This is a genomic window from Bradyrhizobium sp. 62B (assembly GCF_030272265.2).
In the GTDB taxonomy this organism is placed as follows: Bacteria; Pseudomonadota; Alphaproteobacteria; order Rhizobiales; family Xanthobacteraceae; genus Bradyrhizobium.
This window is the reverse complement of the sequence record NZ_CP092841.2, coordinates 1,128,524-1,151,273: the sequence shown is the minus strand read 5'-3', so window position 1 is coordinate 1,151,273 and position 22,750 is coordinate 1,128,524. Positions and strand designations below refer to the sequence as shown.

Below are 22,750 nucleotides of genomic sequence, written 5' to 3'. Positions count from 1 at the left end.
AAATCGCGTTACCGCGACAATTTGGATTGAGGGATGTGGGCCGTGAAGCAAAAATCACGGGCATCTGCCGACTTTTTGGGCGTTTTGGCGATTCCACGAAAGGTTGTCGGGCTGTGTGTCTTCTCGATCACATTATATGCCTTCCAAAATGCACGGAGGGACCGTGCAAGTACGGGTAAGGCAGCCAGCGTGGCAGCCGGGCTACGAATCAGCCACGCAACGGAAAGGGCGGCTTCCGGAGGTAACCCGTGGCGATGCAAAAAGGCCGCAGCGTCACCGCAGCGGCCCTCCCGTTGGCGATCGCCGTTCTGGCTGGGACCTAGCTCTGCCCCTCGGCCGGCGCCGCTTCCGCAGAAGACGAAGGCATCGCCCAACTTGTCTCGGCTGCCGGCTCGGGCGCGGGAGCCGGAGCAGGCGGCGGTGCTGACGGCTTCGGCGCGGGAGCTGCCTTCGCCTTCTTCGGTGCCGCCTTCTTCGGTGCAGCCGGCCTGGCGGCTTTCTTCACGGCCTTCTTGGCGGCCTTCTTGGCCGACTTCTTCGGAGCCTTCTTGGCGGCCTTCTTCCCAGCTTTCTTGGGGGCAGCCTTCTTCGATTTCTTGGCAGATTTCTTGGCAGATTTTTTGGCAGACTTCTTCGCGGACTTCTTGGCTGCCTTCTTTGCGGTCTTCTTCGCCGCTACAACCTTCTTGGCCTTTTTGGCCTTCTTGCTTTTCTTCTTCTTCGCTTTCGCCATCGTGGTCCTCCTGTTGCCGCCGAACAATGGTCGATCGGGCGTCTTCAGTCGTCACCCCGGGAGGAAAGTTCAGGCCCTGAAAGCTCAATCTTGCGCGTTCAGTGCCGGCCGCGACCCGCCCGTAGCCCAATCGAGAAGCTCAATCGTGTGTACGACCGGAACTGACGTGCCACTGGCTATCTGCACCATGCAGCCGATATTGCCCGCGGCAATCATGTCCGGCTCGACGCTCGCGATGTTGGCGACCTTGCGATCGCGCAACCGGCCCGCAAGCTCGGGCTGGAGAATGTTGTAAGTCCCCGCCGAACCGCAACACAAATGGCTCTCCGGCACATCTTTCACCACGAATCCATTCTTGGAAAGCAATTCTTTCGGAAGGCTCGTGATTTTCTGCCCGTGCTGCAACGAACATGCGGAGTGATAGGCGACGACGATGTTGTCCTGTCGCGCAGGCGATTCCAATCCGAGGCCGGCGACGTATTCGGTGATGTCCTTGGCGAGCGCGGACACCTTCGCCGCGTCGGCCGCAAACGCCTTGTCCTCGCGCAGCAGATAGCCGTAGTCCTTGATCACGGTGCCGCAGCCGGACGTGGTGACGAGGATGGCGTCGAGCCCCTCGCCTGCCGCTTCCTTTTGCCAGGCGGTGACATTGGCGCGGGCGCGGGCCAGGGCGTCGTGGTCGTTGCCGAGATGATGGGTCAGCGCGCCGCAGCACTGCTCGTCCCTGACCAGGACGACCTCGATGCCGTGGCGGGTGAGAAGGCTGATGGCGGCCTGGTTGATGCGCGGCGCCAGCACCTGCTGGGCGCAGCCCTGGAGCAGCGCGACCCGGCCGCGCTTCTTGCCGCGCGCCGCGAACACGCTGCCCGGCAGGGCGCCCCGCGCGGGCAGGCGCTGAGGGGCCAGCGCCAGCATTGCCTTGATGCGCTGGATCAGGCCGGGCGTAGCCGAGGGTCGCGGCGTCGGCAGGAACACGGCCAGCGGACGGGCCAGCCGCGCCAGCACCATGCTGATACGAAAACGCTGCGGGTCCGGCAGCACGAAGGCCAGCACCTGACGCAGCAGCCGCTCGGTCAGCGGCCGCTGATAACGCTGCTCGATTCTGACCCGGGCCTGGTCGACGAGGTGCATGTAGTTCACCCCCGAGGGGCAGGTCGTCATGCAGGCCAGGCACGACAGGCAGCGGTCGACATGCTTGACCACTTCCGCCGTCGGCGCCTGGTCCTTCTCCAGCATCTCCTTGATCAGATAGATGCGGCCGCGCGGGCTATCGAGCTCGTCGCCGAGCAGCACATAGGTCGGACAGGTCGCGGTGCAGAAGCCGCAATGGACGCAGGCGCGCAGGATCTTGTCGGCCTCGGCAATGTCGGGATCGGCGAGCTGCGTCAGGGAGAATTCGGTCTTCATGCCGTGGCGCCCCGCGTCAGCCGCCCCCGGTTGAGGATGGTCTTCGGATCGAAACTGGCGCGGACCCGCTCGCTCAGGGCGGCAACACCCGACGCCTGCGGATGGAACACATCGACATTGCGCCTGACGTCATCGACCGCCCGGATCAGCGTAGCGTGCCCGCCGAGCGCATTGGCACGCGCGCGCACCATCGGGCCATGCGCGTCATCCTTCGGCGGCAATGCGGCCCAGATCAGGCCGCCGCCCCAATCGTAGATCACCTCGCCCCCGGTCTCGCGCGCCAATTGCGTGCCGAGCACCGCACCGGAGGCCGGCGGACACACGATCCGCCAGACCGGCCAGGCGCCGAGCGCGCCGCTGGCCGCGAACGGCAGCACGTCGCGGATCGTGGCCCATAGCGCCGCGGAAGCCGCGTCCTCGATCAGCGTCGCGGTGCCAAACGGCGCCAGCAATTCACGCAGCGAGCCGGCGCGATGGGCGGCGGAGGCCATGATGCCTTCGAGCCGCAGCATGGTCAGCGCCTCGCCCTGGCCTGCGATGTCGCCGAGCCCCTCGGTCTCGGCCCGGAGCGCCGATTTCGGCAGATGCGCGGCAGCCGAGACGTCGAAGGGCGAGCCGAGCGCCGCGGTCATGGCCTTGTTGGCGATGGCATCGTCGAGCCCGCGCAGCAGCAGCGTCCGCTCCGCCTCGGGCTTCGGCATCACCTTCAGCGTGACCTCGGTCATGACCGACAAGGTGCCCCAGGATCCCGCCAAGAGCTTGCAGAGGTCGTAGCCGGTGACATTCTTCACCACCTTGCCGCCGGTCTTGAAGCTGTCGCCGAAGCCGGAGACGGCGTGCGCCCCCAAGAGGTGGTCGCGCGCCCCGCCTGCCCTGATCCGGCGCGGACCGGCGAGCCCGGCTGCGATCATGCCGCCGATGGTGCCTGATGGCGGCATGCCGAGCAGCGGCGCCGTGTCCATCGGCTCGAAGGCGAATTGCTGGTTCTTGGCATCGATCAGCGACAGCACGTCGGCCAGCGGCGCGCCGGCCTGGAGGGTGATGATGAGCTCGTTCGGCTCATAGGAGGTGATCGCATTCAGCGCGGAGAGGTCGAGCACCGCGTTGGTCGCCATCGCATGGCCGATGCTGCGCTTGCTGCCATGACCGATGATCTCGAGCGGCTGCTCGTTGGCAATCGCCGCGCGCACCACCTCTTCGACGTCTTTGGCGTCTCTGACCTTGAGCGTATCCACGGATGAGCCGGTATCCAAGTTTAGGATGAAAAGCAAATTTGCAGCATCGGGAGCCCTGCCTCAAGCTGTCGATTGGCTGGACGCATCCACGTGCGTCCAATCTCCCTTCCGCACCCGCTGTCGAACTGTCTCCTGGAAGCCGACCTTCCGAGTGTGAACCTCAGCGAGGACTTCTCCCGAGACGGCGTCGACATACACGGTCCAGAACGAGGACGATCCGACTTGGCCCCGGTTGCCAGCGACCACAATTTCCCAGTGAAGACAGTCATTGAGCGATTTGAGAGTCATGGAGCCCATACGCCCTCCGTCAAATCCGTCGGGAATGGGCAATTCTGCCATGATCGCCGTGACGTGGGGGCTGTCGAGCCACTTTTCTGGCAAGTGAATTGCCTTCGCCATACGGTCGGTCGCGTAAGACGGTATGGAGTCTGCGCTGAACAATACTCGGCCATCGTTCGCGAGGACCGCCGTCACTGTGTCGCCACTGTCACCGTAGCGCCACCAGACCTTCCAAACGCCACGACCTTCGGGCACGTCGAAGCCCCAGGTCGTCACCATCATCAGGCCCCATGGCGGTTTGAACTGCGCCATGAACGGGGTGATGAGGTTCAGGGCCTCGCGCGCGGTCGGAGCGGGCTCGGGGAAAGCGATCTTCCGGTTCGGAGGAAGCTGGAACCGCACTGCCGCGCTGGCCGGCTTGGTGCCGAGCTTGCGACCGGCCCGGTCCAAAAGGTCCTGTGTGTGGTCCTGCGCCAGATCAGGAGAGAGCCACTGATACGCGGGAAGGCCGAGCAACTCACCGAACCGATCGGCAGGTCGCGCACGCATCGCCTCCTCGTTGTTGAACGGACGGAGTAGCGGTTCGAGCGCCTCCGTTGCGACAAAGGGAGTTAGCGCAAGCGGATCGAACTGGTCGCGTTCGACAGCCGGCTGCGGGTCCCACCAGCACGCGAACTGCACCAGGGGGCGCTCCTTGTCCGCGAGTGCGAAGCTCCAACCGTGGTCCTCGGAAGAGCAATAATACAGGACGGGAAGGCCAGTGAGATTCGAAAGATAATCCGCAAAACGCACCTCACCAGCACTTCGGTACGCCGCCAAGCCAGCGTACGGAACGAATGTCAGCCAACCATTCGCTGGTCCAAACACGATGCCTGCGGCTTTGGCTTCGCGCAGCAGCTTCTGCGCATTAATGCTTTCGCTGAGGCGAATATGATAGCTGACGCTGAATTCGCTCATCGCGCGCTAGAACCGCGGCAGATCCGGAAACGCGAGCTTGCCGGCATGGACATGCATGCGGCCGAGCTCGGCGCAGCGATGCAGGGTCGGAAATACCTTTCCGGGATTGAGCAGGCCCTGGGAATCGAAAGCGCATTTCAGCCGTTGCTGCTGGTTGAGGTCGATCTCGCTGAACATGTCGGGCATCAGGTCGCGCTTCTCGATGCCGACGCCGTGCTCGCCGGTGAGCACGCCGCCGAACTCGACGCAGGCGCGCAGGATGTCGGCGCCGAACGCCTCGGCGCGCTCGATCTCGCCGGGCTTGTTGGCATCGTAGAGGATCAACGGGTGCAGATTGCCGTCGCCGGCGTGGAACACGTTGGCACAGCCGAGCTGGTATTTTTCGCCGAGCTCACGGATGCGCGCCAGCGCCTTCGGCAGCGCGCCGCGGGGAATGGTGCCGTCCATGCAGAGATAATCGGGCGAGATGCGGCCGACCGCCGGAAACGCGGCCTTGCGGCCGGCCCAGAACAGGTTGCGCTCGGCCTCCGAATTGGAAATCTGCAGCGTCACCGAGCCGCAGCCTCGCGCGATGGTCTCGACCCGCGTGATCAACTCGTCGACCTCGATCTTGGGACCGTCGAGCTCGATGATGAGCAGCGCCTCGACGTCGAGCGGATAGCCGGCATGCACGAAGGCTTCGGCCGCGTGGATCGCGGGCTTGTCCATCATCTCCATGCCGCCGGGGATGATGCCGGCGCCGATGATGCGCGCCACGCACTCGCCGGCCGCCTCGACCTCGGCAAAGCCGACCATCAGCGCGCGCGCCGTCTCCGGCTTCTGCAGGATGCGCACCGTGATCTCGGTGATGACACCGAGCAGGCCTTCGGAGCCGGTGATGACCCCCATCAGGTCGTAGCCGGCATTCTCGCACCCCTTGCCGCCGATGCGCAGGATCTCGCCGCTCATCAGCACGATCTCGCAGCCGAGCACGTTGTTGGTGGTCATGCCGTATTTGAGGCAGTGCACGCCGCCGGAATTTTCCGCGACATTGCCGCCGATCGAGCAGGCGATCTGCGAAGACGGATCGGGCGCGTAGTAGAAGCCGGCATGAGCGACCGCCTGGCTGATGGCGAGGTTGGTGACGCCGGGCTCGGTGACGACGACGCGGTTGTCGAAATCGATCTCGCGGATGCGCTTGAACTTGCCGAGTCCGAGCAGCACGCCGTCTTCCAGCGGCAGGGCCCCGCCTGACAGCGATGTGCCGGAGCCGCGCGGCACCACCTTGATGTTCTGCTCTGCACAATATTTCAGGATGAGCGCGACCTGCTCGGTCGTCTCGGGCAGCACCACGACCATCGGCGGCTGCCGATAGGCCGTGAGCCCGTCGGATTCATAGGCCCGCATTTCGGCCGGCGTATCGATCACGCCCTCGCCGGGGACGATTGCGCGCAGCGCGGCAACGATCTCAGCGCGCCGCGCGAGCACGGCCTGGTCGCTCGCGGGCATCATAATGGCCATGACTTATCCTTCCGGCTCACGCCGCATGATCGATTTTGTCTCAGCAAATCAATCACGTCCGCGCCTGTTTGGGTAGGCTATCCGAAAGTCGGATCGACGATCCTTCACCAGTTCGCTCTGGGACAAGTCGGAAATGATGAAACCTGTCATGGTTTGGTGGCTTGTCCAAGCCGAGCAGGCCTGCCAAAACCGGCAGGTCGGGCGATTGCCGATCCGGCATGAGACCGACCAGGCCAGACCCACCAGGGAAGAGACGAAGAGCATCCGATGACAAAATTGACCTTTGGCGCACTGACGATCCTCACCATGATTGCCACCGCACCCGCCGCGATGGCGCAGGATGTCGCGGCCGGCAAGACATCGTTCAACAAATGCCTGGCCTGCCACGCGATCGGCGAAGGCGCCAAGAACAAGGTCGGCCCCGAGCTCAACGGCCTCAACGGCCGCAAGTCGGGCACCGTCGAAGGCTACAGCTATTCGGACGCGAACAAGAATTCCGGCATCACCTGGAACGAGGCCGTGTTCAAGGAATACATCAAGGACCCCAAGGCCAAGATCCCCGGCACCAAGATGGCGTTCGCCGGCATCAAGAACGAGACCGAGATCAACAATCTCTGGGCCTACGTCTCCCAGTTCGACAAGGACGGGAAGACCAAGCAGTAAGCCTGCAAAAGACAGTCGCTGCAGCTTCGGGCTCTGACCCAATCAGGACCGAAGCTGCAGCTTTTTGTTTTGGCGCCCGCTCTCCATGGCGTCATCGCGATAATACAGTGCACATCCCGGCTGCAGTGCCGTAGCGTGAGCAAAGGCGCAAAGCGCCGTGCCCACGATCTCAGCGCGGAGCAGCGTTCACTCGAAAGCGCTCTAATCGGCCGCCGCTTGCGCCGGGACGATTCTTCCGATCAACGCCTCGATCTCCGTCTTCACCAGATCCGGCACCGCGTTCTGCACCATGTGGCCGAGATCGGGCAGCACGATCAGCTTCGCATTCGGCACCATGGCCGCGAACGGGCGGGCGTGGATGGCGGTCCTCACCGTCTTGTCGGGCTCGCCGGCGATGATGGTGACCGGGGCTTTGATCTCGCCATAGCGCGGAGCCTGCGCGGCGACGGCTTGCTTCAGCGTCACCAGATCATAGGCGTTGGCGATGAATTCGCGCGGGCGCAGCAGCAGGGGCGTTGCGGACTCCCGCACGAAACCATCAGGCATCACCTGCGGCAGGAACACGCTGCGCGCACCGGCGTCAGTGAGGAAATACCCGAGCGGCAGAGTGATCGTGTAGGCGAGCAGCGGCCCGATCACCGGCGTCGCGATGATCTCGTTGTAACGGCCGACGCCGCCGCGCCAGGGATGGGTGACGGGCGCAAGCATGACGAGGCCGGCGACGCGGGTCGGATGATCGAGCGCAAGCCGCGCACCCAGCGCGCCGCTCCAGGAATGCACGACGAAGACCGCGCGCGCGATCCCGAGCTTGCCAAGCATCTCGTCGATCATCCGCGCCTGGACCTGCGGCGCGGAATCCTCGCGCCGCGCGCGCGTGCTCCAGCCATGGCCGGGACGATCCACCAGGATGACGCGATGGGTCCTGGCAAGGAGGTCGCCCAGCGGGCGCCGCATCGCTTCGAGATTGGCACTTGCGCCGTGCAGCATCACGATCGGGACCCCCGCATCGCGCGGGCCGATGTCGACGACGTGAAGCACAGCGCCGTCGACCTCGACCATCTCGCCCTGCGACGGAAAGGCGCGCTGCACGGCGACGATTCCGGCCTGCGTGACCAGCGCCAGGACAACCAGCGCCGTCACGACTGACATCACGATCATGGAGAGAATCCGAGAGATCCAGGGCACAGGGCAGCTACGGGTCCGATGGGTGGCAGTTTCGCAGCCTCGGCTTTCGTTGCGTCCACCGAAAATGCCGGGGCTGTGGATATGTGCATAATTGCGGAACGTAAAAACTCAATGGAATCAACAATATTCCAAGAGGACACGCAAGCCTCGGAACGCTTCATGCGGCCGTCATCGCGGCTTCCTTATAATCGCCATGGTCGGTTCCGCCATCTAGGCGCGGGTGGGCGCCGATCCTCCTCGCAGGCCTCAGGGGATGTGGGAAAGATCGGCAGAAATTGTCCTGGTTTGAACCGGAGGAATTTCGATGAGCTTCAGATCAAACGACACTGCGATCGACGAAATCGTCGCGAGCTGCAACGGCGACCTGCGCGGTGCCGTGCGGGCGCTGCTGCTGATCAACGAGCATCTCGAGACGGAGCTGGCAAAGGCTTACGCCGCAGCCGCCGATCGCGGCCTCGTCGAGCGCGGCGGCAGCGTCTTGCATTAGCTCGTCCTGCATCAGCTGCAGGCTAGTTCGTACCGTCCTCGTCCTTTTCCTCGTCCGGCGTGAGCGCGGGACAGACGCGAATCGTCGAACGGGCAAGCTTGGCATCGGCCCTGGATTTGTAGGGACCGTCGCCGAACCAGATATCGCCGATGATGACCGGATTGCTGGTCACGATGTTGCACTTTCCGGTGGCGCGGTTGCCGACCACCCAGAACAGTCCGTCGGCGAAGCTCACCGTCCCCGACGCCAGCAGCAAGCACCCCGCAAAGATCAAACGCTTCATGGCTTTCGCTCCTGCCATGCAGGTAGGCCTGCGGCGGCGCCGGCAATAGTGCTCACGATGCCGCGCTTCCGATCGTGGTTAATCCATGCGGGCTGCAATCGCTCGAAAGCTGATCGAGTTGTCGGCTAGATGTCGCGTCCCTCGACCTTCTCGGTCAGCGCCTTGACCTGGTCGGGGATCTTCTCGAGATGCGGATTGACGGCGAGCGCCTTGCGGTAGGCGTCGAGCGCGCGCTTCTCGTCACCGACCTCCTGCATGATCATGCCGAGACCTGCGAGCGCGCCGAAATGGCGCGGCTCCCGGACCAGCACCTGCTGGATATCCGCGAGCGAGCGGCCATAGTCGTTCTGCATGTAGTAGAGCGTGGCGCGCCGGTTCCAGGCCTCGATGTAGTCGGGCCTGAGCTTGATGACAGAGTCCAGGAGCTTGATCGCGACCTCGATCTTCTTGGCGTCGACCGCGGTCTTGGCGCGCGCCATCAGCAAGGACGCGGTGTCGCTCGGCGTCTGCAGCCAGATCGCCCAGATCCGCGCTTCGACATGCTTGGCGCTGGCCTCGTCGGGCGCCGCCTTCAGCGCGCCGAACAGGAAATCCAGATTCTTGGTGCGATCGACCTTCGGCAGCTTGGCCGGCGCTTCGGGAAGCTTCTTCTGCTTGCCGGGGGGTTCAGCCTGCTGTGCCAAGGCCGGCGCGAGCCCAGCGGTTCCCAACACGAGGGCCAGACACAGGGTGCGCGCAAAAAGGAATCTCACTGCCATGGTGAAAGTCTAAACGCGCAAAGCCGCCCTTGCAAAGCAAAGGCGGCGTCAAACTCGAGTGAGCCGTGGTCTTGCGGAGCGCGTCAGGCGTCCGGCAGGGCAATATCAGCCTTTGCTGATCAGCCCTGGCGAGCCTTGAAGCGGCGCTGCACCTTGTTAATCACATAGACCCGGCCCTTGCGGCGGACCAGGCGGTTGGCGCGATGGCGACCGCGCAGCGATTTCAGCGAGTTACGGACCTTCATGGCGGAATCCTGAACGTTCGAAAGGCCGTGTTCGGCACTACCGTTGCGGCACGCGCGAATGTGGCAAAATGAGATTTTTCCCGCTGGCGGACGACCGCCCGGGACGGGGCGGTTCTTAAGGCATGGCGGGAGGTCATGTCAATGTTAACTGCCGCGTTCCCAGCCGGCAAATTCTGGAAAACAACCCCATGCACAGTAGATGCGGCCGGATCGGCCCGATCTGGCCCGTCCGGGCTCGACCGAGCCAAGGACTTTTGCGGACAGCGATTTCGCCGCCACTGATGCTTGCCAATTTCGTTATATCATATAATCAATTTGGCAACCCGCCGGGAGGACACCCATGCCGAAGCTGAAGCTGCCTGATATCGACAAAGTCGTCGCCATCGACATCCACACCCATGCCGAGGAGCCCTGCGGCTGCCACCCCGACGACGGCTATGACGATTTCCAGGCGCAGATGGCGGAATACTTCAAGTCGCCGAACAAGCATCCGCCGACGGTGCCGGAGACAGCGGCCTACTATCGGTCCAAGAACATCGCCGCCGTGATCTTCCCGGTCGATGCCGAGCGCGAGACCGGCTTCCGCCGCTACAACAATTACGAGATGATCGAGGCCGCCTCCGACCATCTCGACGTCCTGATCCCCTTCGTCTCGATCGACCCGCACAAGGGCAAGTTAGGGGCCCGCGAGGCGCGCAAGCTGATCGAGGAATACGGCGTGCGCGGCTTCAAATTCCATCCGACCATGCAGGGCTTCTACGCCAACGACCGCATGGCCTATCCGCTCTACGAAGAGATCAACAATGGCGGCGCGATCGCGCTGTTTCACACCGGCCAGACCGGGGTCGGATCGGGCATGCCCGGCGGCATGGGCATGCGGCTGAAATATTCCAACCCGATGTACATGGATGACGTCGCGGCCGATTTCCCCGACCTCAAGATCATCCTCGCCCACCCCTCCTTCCCCTGGCAGGAAGAGGCGCTGTCGGTCGCGACCCACAAGCCGAACGTCTACATCGACCTCTCGGGCTGGTCGCCAAAGTATTTCCCGCCGATCCTGGTGCGCTACATCAACTCGATCCTGCAGGACAAGATGCTGTTCGGCTCGGACTGGCCTGTCATCACGCCGGACCGCTGGCTGTCGGATTTCGCCAAGATCGAGATCCGCGACGAGATCCGGCCGAAGGTGCTGAAGGCGAACGCAAGGAAGATCTTGGGGATCTGAAGGGCGAAGCGGGCTTGAGTTGAATCAAGCAGGCGGGCTCGGTGCACCTCTCCCGCCAGCGGGAGAGGTCGCGCCGAAGGCGCGGGTGAGCGTTCATTCCTCTAGGGGATTATCCCGCTGTGGAGACACCCTCTCCCCAGCCCTCCCCCGCAAGCGGGGGAGGGAGCACACCTTCATTGGGGCGGCATTCGACTAAATCTCAGACTTGCGCCAGGCCTCCGTCGACGAAGACCTCGCCGCCGGTCATGTAGCTGCTGTCCGAGGACGCCAGGAACGCGGCCACGGCGCCGGTCTCGCTCGGGGCGCCGACGCGTCCGATCGGCGTGGCGCTGCCGAGTGCATCGAACGCTTCCTCGCCGACGATCTCGAGTGCCAGCTCGGTCTTGGTCGGCCCCGGCGACAGCACATTGACACGGATGCCGGTGCCGCGCAGGTCCTGCGCCCAGCTGCGCGCGAGATTGCGGATCGCGGCCTTGGTCGCGCTGTAGATGCTGAACTGCGGCGTGCCCATGACGCCCGTGCTCGAACCGGTCAGGATGATCGACGCGCCCTGCTTCATCAGCGGCAGGGCCTTCTGCACGGTGAAGACCAGCCCTTTCACGTTGACGTCGAAGATATGATCGTAATGCTCGACCGTGATCTCGCCGAGCGGCGCGAACAGCCCGGTTCCTGCATTGGCGAAGAGAACGTCGAGCGTGCCTCGTTCCTTCCTGACCGTCTCGTAAAGCCGATCGAGATCGGACAGATCCGTCACGGAACCCCTGACGGCGCGCGCCGAGGATCCGAGCCTCGCCACGGCGGCATCGAGCTGCTCCTGCCGCCGCCCGAAAATGTAGACGAACGCGCCTTCATCGACGAACCGTTTCGCCGCGCCAAATCCGATGCCGGTGCCGCCGCCGGTCACCACTGCCGTCTTGCCTTGTAGTCTGCTCATGATGTGCTCCTTCACTGAGGTTGCACTGAGCTGGCGGCGTACCCACCTATCGACAAGTATGCACCTTTTGGTAAGTACCCAAAAAATGTCAGACTCGATTTCTCCGCCTGCGCCGACGTCACCACCGGTCCAGAGCTGCACGCCGACCCTGCCCGGCTTCACCTGCGGCCTGGACGCGACCCTGCGGGTTGTCTCCGGCAAGTGGAAGCCGCTGATCCTGTACTTCGTCGCCCAGGACGGCCCGACTCGCTATGGCGAGCTCCGCCGCGCCATACGCGACGTCAGCGACAAGGTGCTTATCCAGCAATTGAAGGAGCTGGAGGCCGATGGTCTCGTGAAGCGCACCGACTACAAGGAGGTGCCGCCGCGGGTGGACTACAGCCTCACCCCTTTGGGCCATAGCCTCGCCCAGGCGCTCGTGCCGCTCTGCACGTGGGGCACGGAGCACATGGCGGAGGTCAGCCGGGTGTTCGCCGAGCGCGAGGGCTGGACGGCAAAGCGAGCAGGAAGCTGACGCGTTCCGATCAGTTCACGCTTGCGAGATAACCGGCCAGAATCGTTCGGCTCTGGCTGAGTGTCTCGATGCGCTCATTGATCAGATCGACTTGCTCGGCAAGTATTTTGCGTAGCTCGTTGCACGGCGTGAACGCCGGATCGTTATTCCGCACGCATGGCAGCAGGCGCTGGATGGTTTCGAGCGTCATGCCGGCCGCGCCAAGCATCTTGATCCGCCGCACGGTTTGCTCTTCCGCCGGACCATAGTCACGATAGCCGGAGGTGGTTCGCTGCGGCGCCAGCAGCCCTTCCCCTTCGTAGTAGCGCAGCATTCGGACGCTGACTCCCGTCCTTCGGGACAGCTCGCCAATCTTCATCTGAAAACCTCTTGACCCTTACAGCGCTGTCAGACCTTACAGGGTCGGCTCATCCAAGTGAATGCCGCTTGAGAGGGCGCAACGATGAAAGCCTATCATTTGAATAGCCATGCTGGTGCCGGCCGCCTCGCGCGCGCCGACGTCAGCAAGCTCGAACCCGCGAGTGGCGAGGTTCGCATCCGGGTCGAAGCCGCGAGTCTGAACTATCGCGATCTCATCACCCTCGACCGCGCGGGCCAGAACGAGCTCAACGGCCGCGTGCCGCTCTCCGACGGCGCGGGCGTTGTCGACGCCATCGGCTCCGACGTCGTGCAATGGCGGCCCGGGGACCGCGTCGCCGCATCGTTCTTTCGCGACTGGATCTCCGGGCCGTTCAAGTCGAGCTATGTCCCGTCATCCCTCGGCGGCAACGCGACGGACGGAATGCTGGCGGAGTATGTCGTGCTGCCGGCAAACGCGCTCGTCGCCGTGCCGCCGCATCTGTCGTCGGTCGAAGCCGCGACCTTGCCCTGTGCGGGCGTCACGGCATTCCACGGCCTCGTCGTACGCGGCGGCATGGGCAAAGGCGACACGCTGCTGGTGCAGGGAACAGGCGGTGTCGCCTTGTTCGGCCTTCAATTCGCAGCGGCGCTCGGCGCCCGCGCCATTGTGATCTCGTCCTCGGACGAGAAGCTCGCACGTGCCAGGGCGCTCGGCGGCTCGATCCTCATCAACTACCGAGATACGCCTGACTGGGACGTCGCCCTGATGAAGGCGACGCACGGCGAAGGCGCCAGTCATATTCTCGAACTCGGCGGTCCCGGCACCTACGACCGGTCGCTGCGATCGGTCGCTTCGGGCGGCAAGATCGTCCAGGTCGGCGTCTTGACCGGCTTCGGTCCCAAGCCCGACCTGTCGCGCCTGCAATGGGAGAATGCGGACATCATCGGAGTGACGGTCGGATCGTTGGACCATTTCACGGCGATGAACCGGTTCTTGACCGAACACGCGATTCATCCCGTCATCGATCGAGTCTTTGGGTTCGACGAGGTCCCCGAAGCCTATGCGCATCTGCGCAGCGGCGTCCATTTCGGCAAGGTCGTCGTGAGGCTTTAGCTTGGTGGATCGATCTCGCGTTGCCGGATATAGTCCCTGCGCCCGCAACGATCCGGAAGGACACCCCATGAGCGTCAACGCCGTCGTCTTCGACGCCTATGGAACGCTCTATGACATCCAGTCGGTGGCCGAGATCACCGAGGACACGTTTCCGGGCTATGGCGAGATCATCACGCAGGTCTGGCGCATCAAGCAGCTCGAATATACCTGGTTGCGTTCGCTGATGGGACGCTACCAGGATTTCGCGGCCGTGACGCGCGACTCCCTCGCCTATACGCTGCGCGTGCTCGGGCTCGCCTATGAGCGCGAGGCGTTCGAGCGCGTGATCGAGAAATATCTGCACCTCGATCTTTATCCGGATGCGACCGCAGCGCTCACCGCGCTGAAGCCGCGCAGGCTTGCGATCCTCTCCAATGGCAGTCCTGACATGCTGAATGCGCTGGTGCGCAATTCCGGGCTCGACCGCCTGCTCGATGCCACCATCAGCGTCGATGCGAAGAAGATCTTCAAGCCGAGCCCGGAAGCCTATCGGCTGATCGGCGAGGAGCTCGGGACCGCGCCGAATGAGGTCCTGTTCGTGTCCTCCAATCCGTGGGACGTCGCGGGGGCAAAATCGTTTGGGCTCAAGGTCGCCTGGATCGAAAGGGTGACGCCCGAGGCGATGGCGCTGGCTTGCGTCGAGAACGAAGTCGTGGCACCGCTCACCATGTTCAAGGCGATCCGCACCCAGATGGACGAGCTCGGCTTTGCACCGGACCACCGTGTCCGCGCGCTGTCCGAGCTGCCGGGGATTGCCTAGAGATCGCCGCCCGCCCATGAGAAGTGAATGAGCCTGGAATCCGTTCGCGCCTTCTTCGCCGAAAAAGCCCCTGATATCACCGTGATGGAATCGCCGATCAGCTCGGCCACCGTGCCGCTGGCCGCCGAAGCCTATGGCGTCGAGCCCGGAATGATCGCCAAGACGCTGTCTTTGCGCGTCGGCGAGCGCGTGATCCTGATCGTGGCCGCCGGCACCTCGCGGATGGACAACAAGAAGGTCAAGGCGCAGTTCGGCGGCAAGCCGAAGATGCTTGGGCTGGAAGAGGTCGCCGACATCACCGGCCACGAGGTCGGCGGCGTCTGCCCATTTGGCCTGAAGGCGCCGCTGCCGGTCTATTGCGACGTCTCGCTGAAGGCGTTCGACGTGGTGGTGCCGGCCGCGGGCTCCACCCATAGCGCGGTGCGCATCACGCCGGAGCGGATGGCCGAGCTCACCGCCGCCGAATGGGTCGATGTCTGCGAGGTCAGGCCGTAAGGCGGCCTGCACGATGCCTGATGCATTTGCCGGTCAGGGAGGCTAGCATGGCGGCCATGACCGACGACAAAGTGAAACGACGACTGACCACCGTGCTGTGCGCAGACGTGTACGGCTATTCTCGTCTCATGGAAGCGGACGAGGCCGGAACGCTGGAGACACTCCGCCGCTACCGCACGGCCATTGCGCGCCTGGTCGAGCGCCATGACGGCCGCATCGTCAATACTTGGGGCGATGCCGTGATCGCCGAGTTCGCCAGCGTCGTCGAGGCCGTGCAATGCGCGGTCGAGATCCAGCAGGAGATCTCCAGTCAGGCTTCGCAGACGCCTCAGGCGAGCCCGATGCAGTTTCGCATCGGCATCAACCTCGGCGACGTCATGGTGGACGGCTCCGACATCTATGGCGACGGGGTCAATATCGCATCGCGCCTGCAGGAGCTCGCCGAGCCCGGCGGCGTCGTGATCTCGAGCTCCGTCTACGATCAGGTCTACAACAAATTGTCCGTCGGCTTCGACTGCCTCGGCCAGCGCCCGATGAAGAACATCGCTCCCTTGACCAGCTATCGGTTGACCCTGGGTCGCCAGTCAGCCGAGCCGGGAAGCGTCCCGATCGCGGCAAGCGCGCCGTCCTCGGAGCGCGCGCGTGCTCCGCGGATGGACGAGCGGCGCGTGTCATCCTCGGCGACGAATGTCGTCTCGGAATGGCTTACAAGGGTGCCCCGCCCGGTTGCAGCGGCCCTCACGGTCTCGGCCTTCCTGATTGTGATCAATCTTTTCACCAGCCATAAGATCTGGTTCCATTGGCCGGTCGCCGCCATTCTGTTCGGAGTGGTGATGCGGATGGTGCTCGGAAACCGACCGGAATCGGACAGCAGAACAGAACGCTGAACGAAGCAGCACGGCCGCAGTTGCGGCCGGGCATCCCTCCGGACCTCGCGCTCAACAGAGCCTACGCTCGACAGCGCCTAATCGTCATAGTCGTCATAAGGACGCGGTTGCACCTGTGAAGGTGGCGGCGGCGCGTTGTTATAGCGCGGCGGCGGTGCGACGCGGTTGCGCGGGACCTGCTGCTGCGGCGGCATCTGGTTGTTGGACTGGAAGACGGCACGACAGCCGCTCGAGAGCTGCGGTGTGTTCTGCTGCAGACAGGCCGTGATGCGGCTCACGTCCGGAATCTGATCGCTGCACAAACGCCACACATCCGGTGTGCAGGCCATCTGTTGTTCCATGGTCCCGCGATATTCTTCGGCGAATGCTGCGCCCGGCGCAACGATGCCGCCGATCGCGAGCACGACACCCAGCGCTATCCGCTCTGTTCGCATGTCCGATCCTTCCCAATCCTCTCGAATTCTCATCAATCAATGAGGCGACAGCCGGTTCTGACCCAACAACAAAATGTGAAAATGCCGGCCGGAACCGCGGGATCACCTGGCGCCGCAGTCCGTGGCGCCGCCGCAACAGGGCTAGCGCACCAGCGTCTTGCGCCTTTCGCCATAAGCCATTTCGCATCACGCCAAGAAGCACGGCAAGCTTCCCGCTAGCAATGGGGCTGGAATGAGGAATCGTCGATGCCGACTGCAAGACCGGCTTGTGCGCCAAACGTCACATATGACCGGCATACGCTGCGAGGCGTGGTCCGCAGCGAGTTCTGAACGGGCGCCCTACTCCACCTTGCCGATCTTCTTCACCGCCGCGATCAGCCGCGTGCTGTCGGTCGCGACGAATTCGGAGAAGGCGGGCGCATCCTGATAGGCGACCAGACTGCCCGAGGTCTCAAAGGCCTTGAGCACGTCGGGGCTCGTCATCACCTGCGCCATTGCCTCGCGCAGTCGGCTCGCAATCGGCGCGGGAAGAGCGCTCTGCGCGAACAGTCCGGCCCAGATGTACATCTCGACGTCCTTGTAGCCGAGCTCCTGGAAAGTCGGCACGTCGGGGAAGCTTGCGATGCGCTGCGCGCCGCAATTGCCGAGCACGCGCAGCTTGCCGTCGTCGACCTGCGGCTTCAGCGTGCCGGGTGCAGCGGCGATGGCCTGCACGGTGCCGCTGAGCAGCGCGGTGAGCGCGGGACCTGCGCCGCGGAACGGCACGTGCAGCAGCTTGATGCCGGCGCTATTTGCGAACATCTCCATCGCCACATGCAGCGTGCCGTAAGGCCCTGACGAGCCGTAGGTGATCTGGCCCGGACGCTTCCTGGCGTCCTCCACGAAATCCTGTGCCGTCTTCCACGGCGCGGACGCCGGCACCGCCAGCAGCGTGGGATCGGCGAGCACCCGCGCGATCGGCATGAACTGCGACACCTCGTAGGCGGCCGGACGGTCGAATAGCCGATCGGCCTCGGGCAGCACCGCGAGCGAGGACAGCGTCATCAAGAGCGTGTAGCCGTCGGGCTCGGCGCGCGCCGCCGCGGCATTGCCGACCGAACCGCCGCCGCCGCCGGCACGGTTGTCGACAATAACGGGCTTGCCGAGAATCCGCTCCAGCGCCATCGCCACCGGGCGCGCCGCAAGATCGGCTTGGCCTCCGGCCGGAAACGGCACGATCAGGGTGATGTTGCGCACCGGATAGGTCTGGGCGAAGGCCGGATCCGGCAGAGCCGCCCGCAACAGCGGCAATGCCGCAACGGCGCGCAAGAGATCGCGTCGATCCATGATGGGCCTCCCCCCTGATTTTCTTATGTCGCGGCCAGCCTAACGCGCCAGGCGGCAAGAACAAGACGTTTACGAAGCGTTCACCATGCCCGCCTCCGCCTGGAACGCATGTCTGGACCCGCTGTTGGCCTCTCAAGGAGAGTGAACGATGCGGAATCTGGCGACCATCGACGTCGCGCTCGACGAGATGCTGGTGAATCTCGCGGCGATCGTTTTGCGGCTTTCAAAGCCCGAATTGACGCGGACACCGGAAGCGCGGCGCGCCCTGACGCAATCCGTCCATCAATACGGCGTGTGCGCCGCACGATCGCGCGACCCGCGCGTCCACGAATTGAAGACCCAGCTCGACGAGACGCTGAAGCCGAGCCTGCGCATCGTGGCGATCAACGGCGTGAAGGTGTCGTAGGTCGAACGCCGCGCGGCCGCCGCTTGCAGGTGCCCGGCAGCTGGGCCGCGAGGAAATCGCCGAGCGCTTCGACGCGGGCGGGACGCGGGCCGCCGGGCGGGGTCACCAGGTGCACGGCGCCTTCGGGCTGCTTCCAGTCTTTCAGGATGACTTCGACGGCGCCTGAGGAGATCGCTTCGCCGACGATGAACTCGGGCAGCTCGGCAATACCGAGGCCGGCGATCAATGACGGCATCACGGCTTCGCCGTTGTTGACACGGAGCTGGCCACCCGGCCGCACGCTGGCCTGCTCGCCGGCTGAATTGGTGTAATGCCAGATGTTGGGCGTCGACATGTAGGCGTAGCTGAAGCATTTGTGCTCGGCCAGATGCATCGGATGCGTCGGGCGACCATGCTTCTTCAGGTAGGACGGTGCGGCCACCGTGAAGCGCGGCATGGTGAAGAGCCGGCGTGCGATCAGCGAGGAGTCCGGCAGGCGCGCGATCCGCACCGCCATGTCGAAGCCCTCGCCGATCAGGTCGATCGTCGCATCGCTCAGATGCAGATCGACCGAGACTTCCGGATAGGCCGCGAAGAATTCCGGCAGCAGCGGCGCCACCGCCTTGATGCCGAAAGTCATGGGCACGGCGAGCCGCACCAGGCCGCGCGGCGCCACCGATTGCGCCAGCGCCTCGTTCTCCGCCGCCTCGCCATCCGTCAGAAGACGCGTCGCGCGCTCGGCGAGCTTGTGGCCGGCATCGGTCAGCGCGAGCCGGCGCGAGGTGCGGTTGAACAGGCGCGCGCCGAGCCGCTCCTCCAGGCGCGTGACCGCCTTGGACACGGTCGCCTTGGACATCGAAAGCTCGCTCGCGGCCCCCGCAAACGACCGCAACTCCACGACTTTTGCGAAAATCGCAAGGGCCTCGAAATCCGGGAGTTTTGCCATGGGACCGATCCGCCTAGGTTATTTATGGAAACAATGCGTTTCAACAGTTTCTATTTCTATACCACAGGCGGAGGCTTATCCAAGAGGTCAATCGCAGACCCAAGCAATGGAGAAATCCAAATGACCAAGAAGCTCTCAGGCAAGGTCGCCCTCGTCACCGGCGGTTCGCGCGGCATCGGCGCGGCAAGCGCCCGCGCCCTCGCCGACCAAGGCGCGGATGTCGCCATCAGCTATGTCGCCTCGCCGGACAAGGCGGAAGCGGTCGTCGCTGAATTGAAGGCCAAGGGCGTCAAGGCGCGCGCCTTCAGGGCCGACCAGGCCTCGGCCAAGGACGTCACGCAGCTCGTCAACGACGTCGCCAGGGAATTCGGCCATCTCGACATCCTCGTCAACAATGCCGGCGTCGCCGCCGGCGCGGCCATCGACGACGCCAAGGCCGACACGGATGCGCTGGCGCGTCAGGATCAGATCAACGTGCATGGCGTGATCGCGGCGATCCGCGCCGCCTCGCAATTGATGGGTGAAGGCGGCCGCATCGTCACCGTCGGATCGATGCTGGCCGACCGCGCCTCGTTTCCCGGCCTTGCCGACTACGTCGCCACCAAGGCCGCTGTGGTCGGCTACACCAAGGGCGCGGCCCGCGACCTCGGCCCGCGCGGCATCACGGTCAACGTGGTGCAGCCCGGCTCGATCGACACCGACATGAACCCGAAGGACGGCGGCGAGTTCGCCGAGACCCAGCGCAAGCAGCACGCGCTGCAACGCTTCGGCCGTCCCGAGGAAGTTGCAGCCGGCATCGTCTTCCTCGCAAGCCCCGAGGCCTCCTTCGTCACCGGCACCGTGCTCAACGTCGACGGCGGGTTCGGCGCCTGAGCAAGGCGCCGACCGTTCAACTCAAGGAATCACGCAGATGATCGAACTCAGACCTTTCGACAAGCTCGGCGGCGCCGACCATGGCTGGCTGAAAGCAAAGCATCATTTCTCCTTCGCCAGCCATTATGACCCCAACAACATGGGTCACGGCGCCTTGCGCGTCTGGAACGACGACGAGATCGCGCCGAACACCGGCTTTCCCGCCCATCCCCACGCCAACATGGAAATCATCACCTATGTGCGCGAGGGCGCGATCACCCATCAGGACAGCCTCGGCAACGAGGGCCGCACTGAAGCGGGCGACGTGCAGGTGATGAGCGCCGGCAGCGGCATCCGCCACTCCGAGTACAATCTGGAGCCGACCAGGACGCGCATCTTCCAGATCTGGATCGAGCCGACGCAGCGCGGCGGCCAGCCGACCTGGGGCTCGAAGCCGTTTCCGAAGTCGGACCGCTCCGGCAAGCTCGTGACCATCGCAAGCGGCGTTGCGGGTGATGCCGACGCGCTGCCGATCCGCGCCGATGCACGGGTGCTCGCCACCACGCTGAAGGCCGGCGAGAGCGCGGAGTATGCGCCCGAGAGGTCGCGGCACCTCTATCTGGTGCCCGCGGCGGGCGCAGTCGAGGTCAACGGCGTGCGCGTCAACGCTCGCGACGGCGCCGCGATCCGCGACGAGGAGCGGTTGACGATCACCGCGCTGGAAGATTCCGAGCTCGTGCTCGTCGACGCGGCGTAACCACTCTCACCGTCATGGCCGGGCTTGTCCCGGCCATCCACGCCTCTCCACACCGAAAGCAAGAACGTGGATGCCCGGGATGAGCCCGGGCATGACGGCCCCAACCACTGCAATCCCCCCTAACGGAGACCACCATGACCAAAGTTCTCGTCCTGTATTATTCCGCCTATGGCCATATCGAAGCGATGGCCAACGCCGTCGCCGAAGGCGCGCGCGAGGCCGGCGCGAGCGTCGACATCAAGCGCGTGCCCGAGCTGGTGCCGGCCGAGGTCGCGAAAGCCTCCTATTACAAGGTCGACCAGGCCGCCCCGATCGCTGAGATCGCGGACCTCGCCAATTACGACGCGATCATCGTCGGCACCGGCACCCGCTTCGGCCGCATGGCCTCGCAGATGGCAAACTTCCTCGATCAGGCCGGCGGCCTCTGGGCCAAGGGCGCGCTGCACGGTAAGGTCGGCGGCGCCTTCACGGCGACCGCGACCCAGCATGGCGGCCAGGAGACCACGCTGTTCTCGATCATCACCAATTTGCTGCATTTCGGCATGGTCGTGGTCGGCATGAATTACGGCTTCGCCGGCCAGATGAAGCTCGACGAGGTGACCGGCGGCGCGCCCTATGGCGCCACCACGATCACCGGCGGCGACGGCAGCCGCCAGCCCAGCGCCAACGAGCTCGCCGGCGCGCGCTACCAGGGCCGCCAGATCGCGGAGACCGCCAAAAAGCTGCATGGCTGAACTCCACGGCTGAACTTCATGGTTGAGCTGTGGCTGATGCGATCGCGGCATTCCCCTTCGGGAATGCCGCTTCAGCGTATGCCTTTGCCCATGGCCCGTGCGGCAAGGGCTGCGGCCGCGGGATAGCGGCGCAGGCCCTGCGCGGCGTGGTCGCGCCAGGCGTAGGGCAAGCCCCGCCAGGACAGCGCGACGCTGACGTCCGTCAGCGGCACCCTCTCGGCGCCGAAGCGCCGCTTGTAGTCTTGATTGCCGATGCTGAGGTCGAAGCGACGCACGCCCTCTGCATGCAGCGCCGCCATCGTGCGCTCAGTGACGAGCAGTCCCGGCGAGCAGCTCGACCATGAATCGCCGGCGTGACTGATGCGCAGCAGGTAATAGGTCGCGCCTTGCCTGATGCCGAACGACGTTCCGACGATACCCTCGTCGCAGACCAATGCCGACACGACCGCATGGCCTTCCGTAACGCCCTGGCGCGCGATCTCGCGATAAAATCGCGCATGAGTCTCGTCGTTGAGGACGAACCGCGAGCCGAGCCGGCGCATGCGCGCCTGCTGCTGGACATCCATCACATCCATCAGTTCATGTGCGCGCGCGACATCCGTGGCGATCTCGAAGCGTGCGCCCGGGTGCCGGCTGAAGACGCGCCAGCAGCGCGGCATCTGCATGCGCTTGATCGAAGCCTGATAGTCCCTGTAGTCGTGCCCCATCAGCACGAGATTGCCGTTGAGCGAGGAGGACCCGATCCGCCCGAGTGACACCAGCGGATTCGGCTTGCCGCCGATTTGAGCCGGCATCTTCCTCAGCCGAAGCAGATCGAAGCGGTCCGGCAAGGCGCACAGCGCCTCGACCAATGCCGTGCTGATCGCACGCGCCGCCGCAGCGTCCAACGCGACATCGGACGCCAGGATCGGCGCGTTGTTGTCGGAGACGCCGAGATCGGCGAATTCGACGATGCGGATACCGCGCCTGACATGGCTGATCATCGGCACCATCGCGATCGCCTTGCCGGTAGCAGCATCGGAGATCACGGCGATCAACGGCGCGACGTCATCGAACGCCTGGTACCAGGGACCGAGCCAGTAGCCATGCTGAAAGGCAGTACGATGTCCGACTGTCAGGCGCGACGCAGCCTGGCGCCAGTCACGCACGAAATCGATCGCGATGTCCGAGATGCCGGACACAAGACCATCCAATTGCTCGACGCCGACAACCGACATCGGCGGGGCATACGATTCCTGAGTGTTTCCGGATAGATCATGTTTTGTCGCAGACCGGCT

27 protein-coding genes are annotated in these 22,750 nt (G+C 64.4%); 12 read left to right on the top strand and 15 right to left on the bottom strand.

What is annotated here, in order from left to right; all coding sequences use genetic code 11:
* Positions 1–8: 8 nt before the first annotated feature.
* Genes ML401_RS05440 through ML401_RS05420 form a run of 5 tightly spaced genes read right to left on the bottom strand, consistent with a single transcriptional unit; the run spans position 9 to position 6,111 of the window.
* Positions 9–821 carry a hypothetical protein gene (locus ML401_RS05440; RefSeq protein ID WP_211418542.1) on the bottom strand — a complete coding sequence of 271 codons (813 nt, stop codon included), beginning with the start codon at positions 819–821 and terminating at the stop codon, positions 9–11.
* A complete protein-coding gene (glcF, locus tag ML401_RS05435; RefSeq protein ID WP_211418543.1) occupies positions 818–2,140 on the bottom strand; it encodes a glycolate oxidase subunit GlcF in 1,323 nt (440 codons plus the stop codon). Before glcF ends, ML401_RS05440 begins: the two co-directional genes overlap by 4 nt.
* On the bottom strand, positions 2,137–3,375 hold the full coding sequence (locus ML401_RS05430) for an FAD-binding protein (RefSeq protein WP_285810485.1): 1,239 nt from the start codon (positions 3,373–3,375) through the stop codon (positions 2,137–2,139). Before ML401_RS05430 ends, glcF begins: the two co-directional genes overlap by 4 nt.
* A gap of 60 nt (positions 3,376–3,435) precedes the next feature.
* Positions 3,436–4,611: a hypothetical protein gene (locus tag ML401_RS05425; RefSeq protein ID WP_285810484.1), complete on the bottom strand. Its 1,176-nt coding sequence runs from the start codon at positions 4,609–4,611 to the stop codon at positions 3,436–3,438.
* Positions 4,612–4,617: 6 nt separating this feature from the next.
* Entirely contained in the window at positions 4,618–6,111 is a 1,494-nt protein-coding gene (locus ML401_RS05420) for an FAD-linked oxidase C-terminal domain-containing protein (protein WP_194406016.1), read from the bottom strand.
* Between the two features lie 267 nt (positions 6,112–6,378).
* Between ML401_RS05420 and cycA the strand changes: the two genes are divergently transcribed.
* Positions 6,379–6,774: a cytochrome c-550 CycA gene (cycA, locus tag ML401_RS05415; protein ID WP_194406015.1), complete on the top strand. Its 396-nt coding sequence runs from the start codon at positions 6,379–6,381 to the stop codon at positions 6,772–6,774.
* A gap of 201 nt (positions 6,775–6,975) precedes the next feature.
* Here the strand turns inward: cycA and ML401_RS05410 are convergent, their stop codons facing one another.
* Positions 6,976–7,932 (bottom strand): alpha/beta fold hydrolase, encoded by a 957-nt coding sequence (locus tag ML401_RS05410; RefSeq protein WP_285810483.1) that lies wholly within the window; start codon positions 7,930–7,932, stop codon positions 6,976–6,978.
* A gap of 331 nt (positions 7,933–8,263) precedes the next feature.
* Between ML401_RS05410 and ML401_RS05405 the strand changes: the two genes are divergently transcribed.
* Positions 8,264–8,446, top strand: coding sequence for a hypothetical protein (locus ML401_RS05405; protein ID WP_194406013.1), 183 nt, complete (start codon positions 8,264–8,266; stop codon positions 8,444–8,446).
* Positions 8,447–8,468: 22 nt separating this feature from the next.
* On the opposite strand, the gene ML401_RS05400 is transcribed toward ML401_RS05405, so the two are convergent.
* The 3 genes from ML401_RS05400 to ykgO all read right to left on the bottom strand — a co-directional run bounded on the left by ML401_RS05400 (position 8,469) and on the right by ykgO (position 9,732).
* Positions 8,469–8,729 carry a hypothetical protein gene (locus ML401_RS05400; RefSeq protein ID WP_194406012.1) on the bottom strand — a complete coding sequence of 87 codons (261 nt, stop codon included), beginning with the start codon at positions 8,727–8,729 and terminating at the stop codon, positions 8,469–8,471.
* A gap of 125 nt (positions 8,730–8,854) precedes the next feature.
* Positions 8,855–9,487, bottom strand: coding sequence for a tetratricopeptide repeat protein (locus ML401_RS05395; protein WP_211418547.1), 633 nt, complete (start codon positions 9,485–9,487; stop codon positions 8,855–8,857).
* Between the two features lie 119 nt (positions 9,488–9,606).
* A complete protein-coding gene (ykgO, locus tag ML401_RS05390; RefSeq protein ID WP_006611362.1) occupies positions 9,607–9,732 on the bottom strand; it encodes a type B 50S ribosomal protein L36 in 126 nt (41 codons plus the stop codon).
* Between the two features lie 340 nt (positions 9,733–10,072).
* Between ykgO and ML401_RS05385 the strand changes: the two genes are divergently transcribed.
* Entirely contained in the window at positions 10,073–10,957 is an 885-nt protein-coding gene (locus ML401_RS05385) for an amidohydrolase family protein (RefSeq protein ID WP_063197425.1), read from the top strand.
* 199 nt (positions 10,958–11,156) lie between these two features.
* On the opposite strand, the gene ML401_RS05380 is transcribed toward ML401_RS05385, so the two are convergent.
* Positions 11,157–11,891 (bottom strand): SDR family NAD(P)-dependent oxidoreductase, encoded by a 735-nt coding sequence (locus ML401_RS05380; RefSeq protein WP_211418548.1) that lies wholly within the window; start codon positions 11,889–11,891, stop codon positions 11,157–11,159.
* A gap of 148 nt (positions 11,892–12,039) precedes the next feature.
* On the opposite strand from ML401_RS05380, the gene ML401_RS05375 reads away from it, so the two are divergent.
* Positions 12,040–12,405: a helix-turn-helix domain-containing protein gene (locus tag ML401_RS05375; protein ID WP_211418849.1), complete on the top strand. Its 366-nt coding sequence runs from the start codon at positions 12,040–12,042 to the stop codon at positions 12,403–12,405.
* Positions 12,406–12,415: 10 nt separating this feature from the next.
* On the opposite strand, the gene ML401_RS05370 is transcribed toward ML401_RS05375, so the two are convergent.
* Positions 12,416–12,763, bottom strand: coding sequence for a MerR family transcriptional regulator (locus tag ML401_RS05370; protein WP_194406008.1), 348 nt, complete (start codon positions 12,761–12,763; stop codon positions 12,416–12,418).
* 84 nt (positions 12,764–12,847) lie between these two features.
* On the opposite strand from ML401_RS05370, the gene ML401_RS05365 reads away from it, so the two are divergent.
* From ML401_RS05365 to ML401_RS05350, 4 genes are all read left to right on the top strand, one after another.
* Positions 12,848–13,858: an NAD(P)-dependent alcohol dehydrogenase gene (locus ML401_RS05365; protein ID WP_285810395.1), complete on the top strand. Its 1,011-nt coding sequence runs from the start codon at positions 12,848–12,850 to the stop codon at positions 13,856–13,858.
* 67 nt (positions 13,859–13,925) lie between these two features.
* Positions 13,926–14,657, top strand: coding sequence for a haloacid dehalogenase type II (locus ML401_RS05360; RefSeq protein ID WP_285810393.1), 732 nt, complete (start codon positions 13,926–13,928; stop codon positions 14,655–14,657).
* A 27-nt stretch (positions 14,658–14,684) separates the two neighbouring features.
* Positions 14,685–15,152 (top strand): YbaK/EbsC family protein, encoded by a 468-nt coding sequence (locus ML401_RS05355; RefSeq protein ID WP_211418551.1) that lies wholly within the window; start codon positions 14,685–14,687, stop codon positions 15,150–15,152.
* 56 nt (positions 15,153–15,208) lie between these two features.
* Positions 15,209–16,039, top strand: a complete 831-nt coding sequence (locus tag ML401_RS05350; RefSeq protein ID WP_285812632.1) for an adenylate/guanylate cyclase domain-containing protein — start codon at positions 15,209–15,211, stop codon at positions 16,037–16,039.
* Positions 16,040–16,116: 77 nt separating this feature from the next.
* On the opposite strand, the gene ML401_RS05345 is transcribed toward ML401_RS05350, so the two are convergent.
* On the bottom strand, positions 16,117–16,473 hold the full coding sequence (locus ML401_RS05345) for a hypothetical protein (RefSeq protein ID WP_211418553.1): 357 nt from the start codon (positions 16,471–16,473) through the stop codon (positions 16,117–16,119).
* Positions 16,474–16,812: 339 nt separating this feature from the next.
* Entirely contained in the window at positions 16,813–17,799 is a 987-nt protein-coding gene (locus ML401_RS05340) for a tripartite tricarboxylate transporter substrate binding protein (protein ID WP_285810391.1), read from the bottom strand.
* A 148-nt stretch (positions 17,800–17,947) separates the two neighbouring features.
* Here ML401_RS05340 and ML401_RS05335 point away from each other — a divergent pair, with 148 nt between their 5' ends.
* The gene (locus ML401_RS05335; RefSeq protein ID WP_211418555.1) at positions 17,948–18,205 is read left to right on the top strand and encodes a hypothetical protein; all 258 of its coding nucleotides are present in this window, start codon (positions 17,948–17,950) and stop codon (positions 18,203–18,205) included.
* Here ML401_RS05335 and ML401_RS05330 read toward each other — a convergent pair.
* Positions 18,183–19,130, bottom strand: a complete 948-nt coding sequence (locus ML401_RS05330) for a LysR family transcriptional regulator (protein WP_259215739.1) — start codon at positions 19,128–19,130, stop codon at positions 18,183–18,185. The two genes, ML401_RS05335 and ML401_RS05330, sit on opposite strands and share 23 nt — an antisense overlap.
* A gap of 120 nt (positions 19,131–19,250) precedes the next feature.
* Here ML401_RS05330 and ML401_RS05325 point away from each other — a divergent pair, with 120 nt between their 5' ends.
* The 3 genes from ML401_RS05325 (at position 19,251) to wrbA (ending at position 21,473) form a co-directional block, all read left to right on the top strand.
* Positions 19,251–20,003, top strand: a complete 753-nt coding sequence (locus ML401_RS05325) for an SDR family NAD(P)-dependent oxidoreductase (RefSeq protein ID WP_285810388.1) — start codon at positions 19,251–19,253, stop codon at positions 20,001–20,003.
* A 37-nt stretch (positions 20,004–20,040) separates the two neighbouring features.
* Positions 20,041–20,739, top strand: a complete 699-nt coding sequence (locus ML401_RS05320) for a pirin family protein (RefSeq protein ID WP_212067941.1) — start codon at positions 20,041–20,043, stop codon at positions 20,737–20,739.
* Positions 20,740–20,873: 134 nt separating this feature from the next.
* Positions 20,874–21,473 (top strand): NAD(P)H:quinone oxidoreductase, encoded by a 600-nt coding sequence (gene wrbA, locus ML401_RS05315; protein WP_285810387.1) that lies wholly within the window; start codon positions 20,874–20,876, stop codon positions 21,471–21,473.
* A 71-nt stretch (positions 21,474–21,544) separates the two neighbouring features.
* Here the strand turns inward: wrbA and ML401_RS05310 are convergent, their stop codons facing one another.
* Positions 21,545–22,690 (bottom strand): GNAT family N-acetyltransferase, encoded by a 1,146-nt coding sequence (locus tag ML401_RS05310; protein WP_285810385.1) that lies wholly within the window; start codon positions 22,688–22,690, stop codon positions 21,545–21,547.
* Positions 22,691–22,750 lie beyond the last annotated feature (60 nt).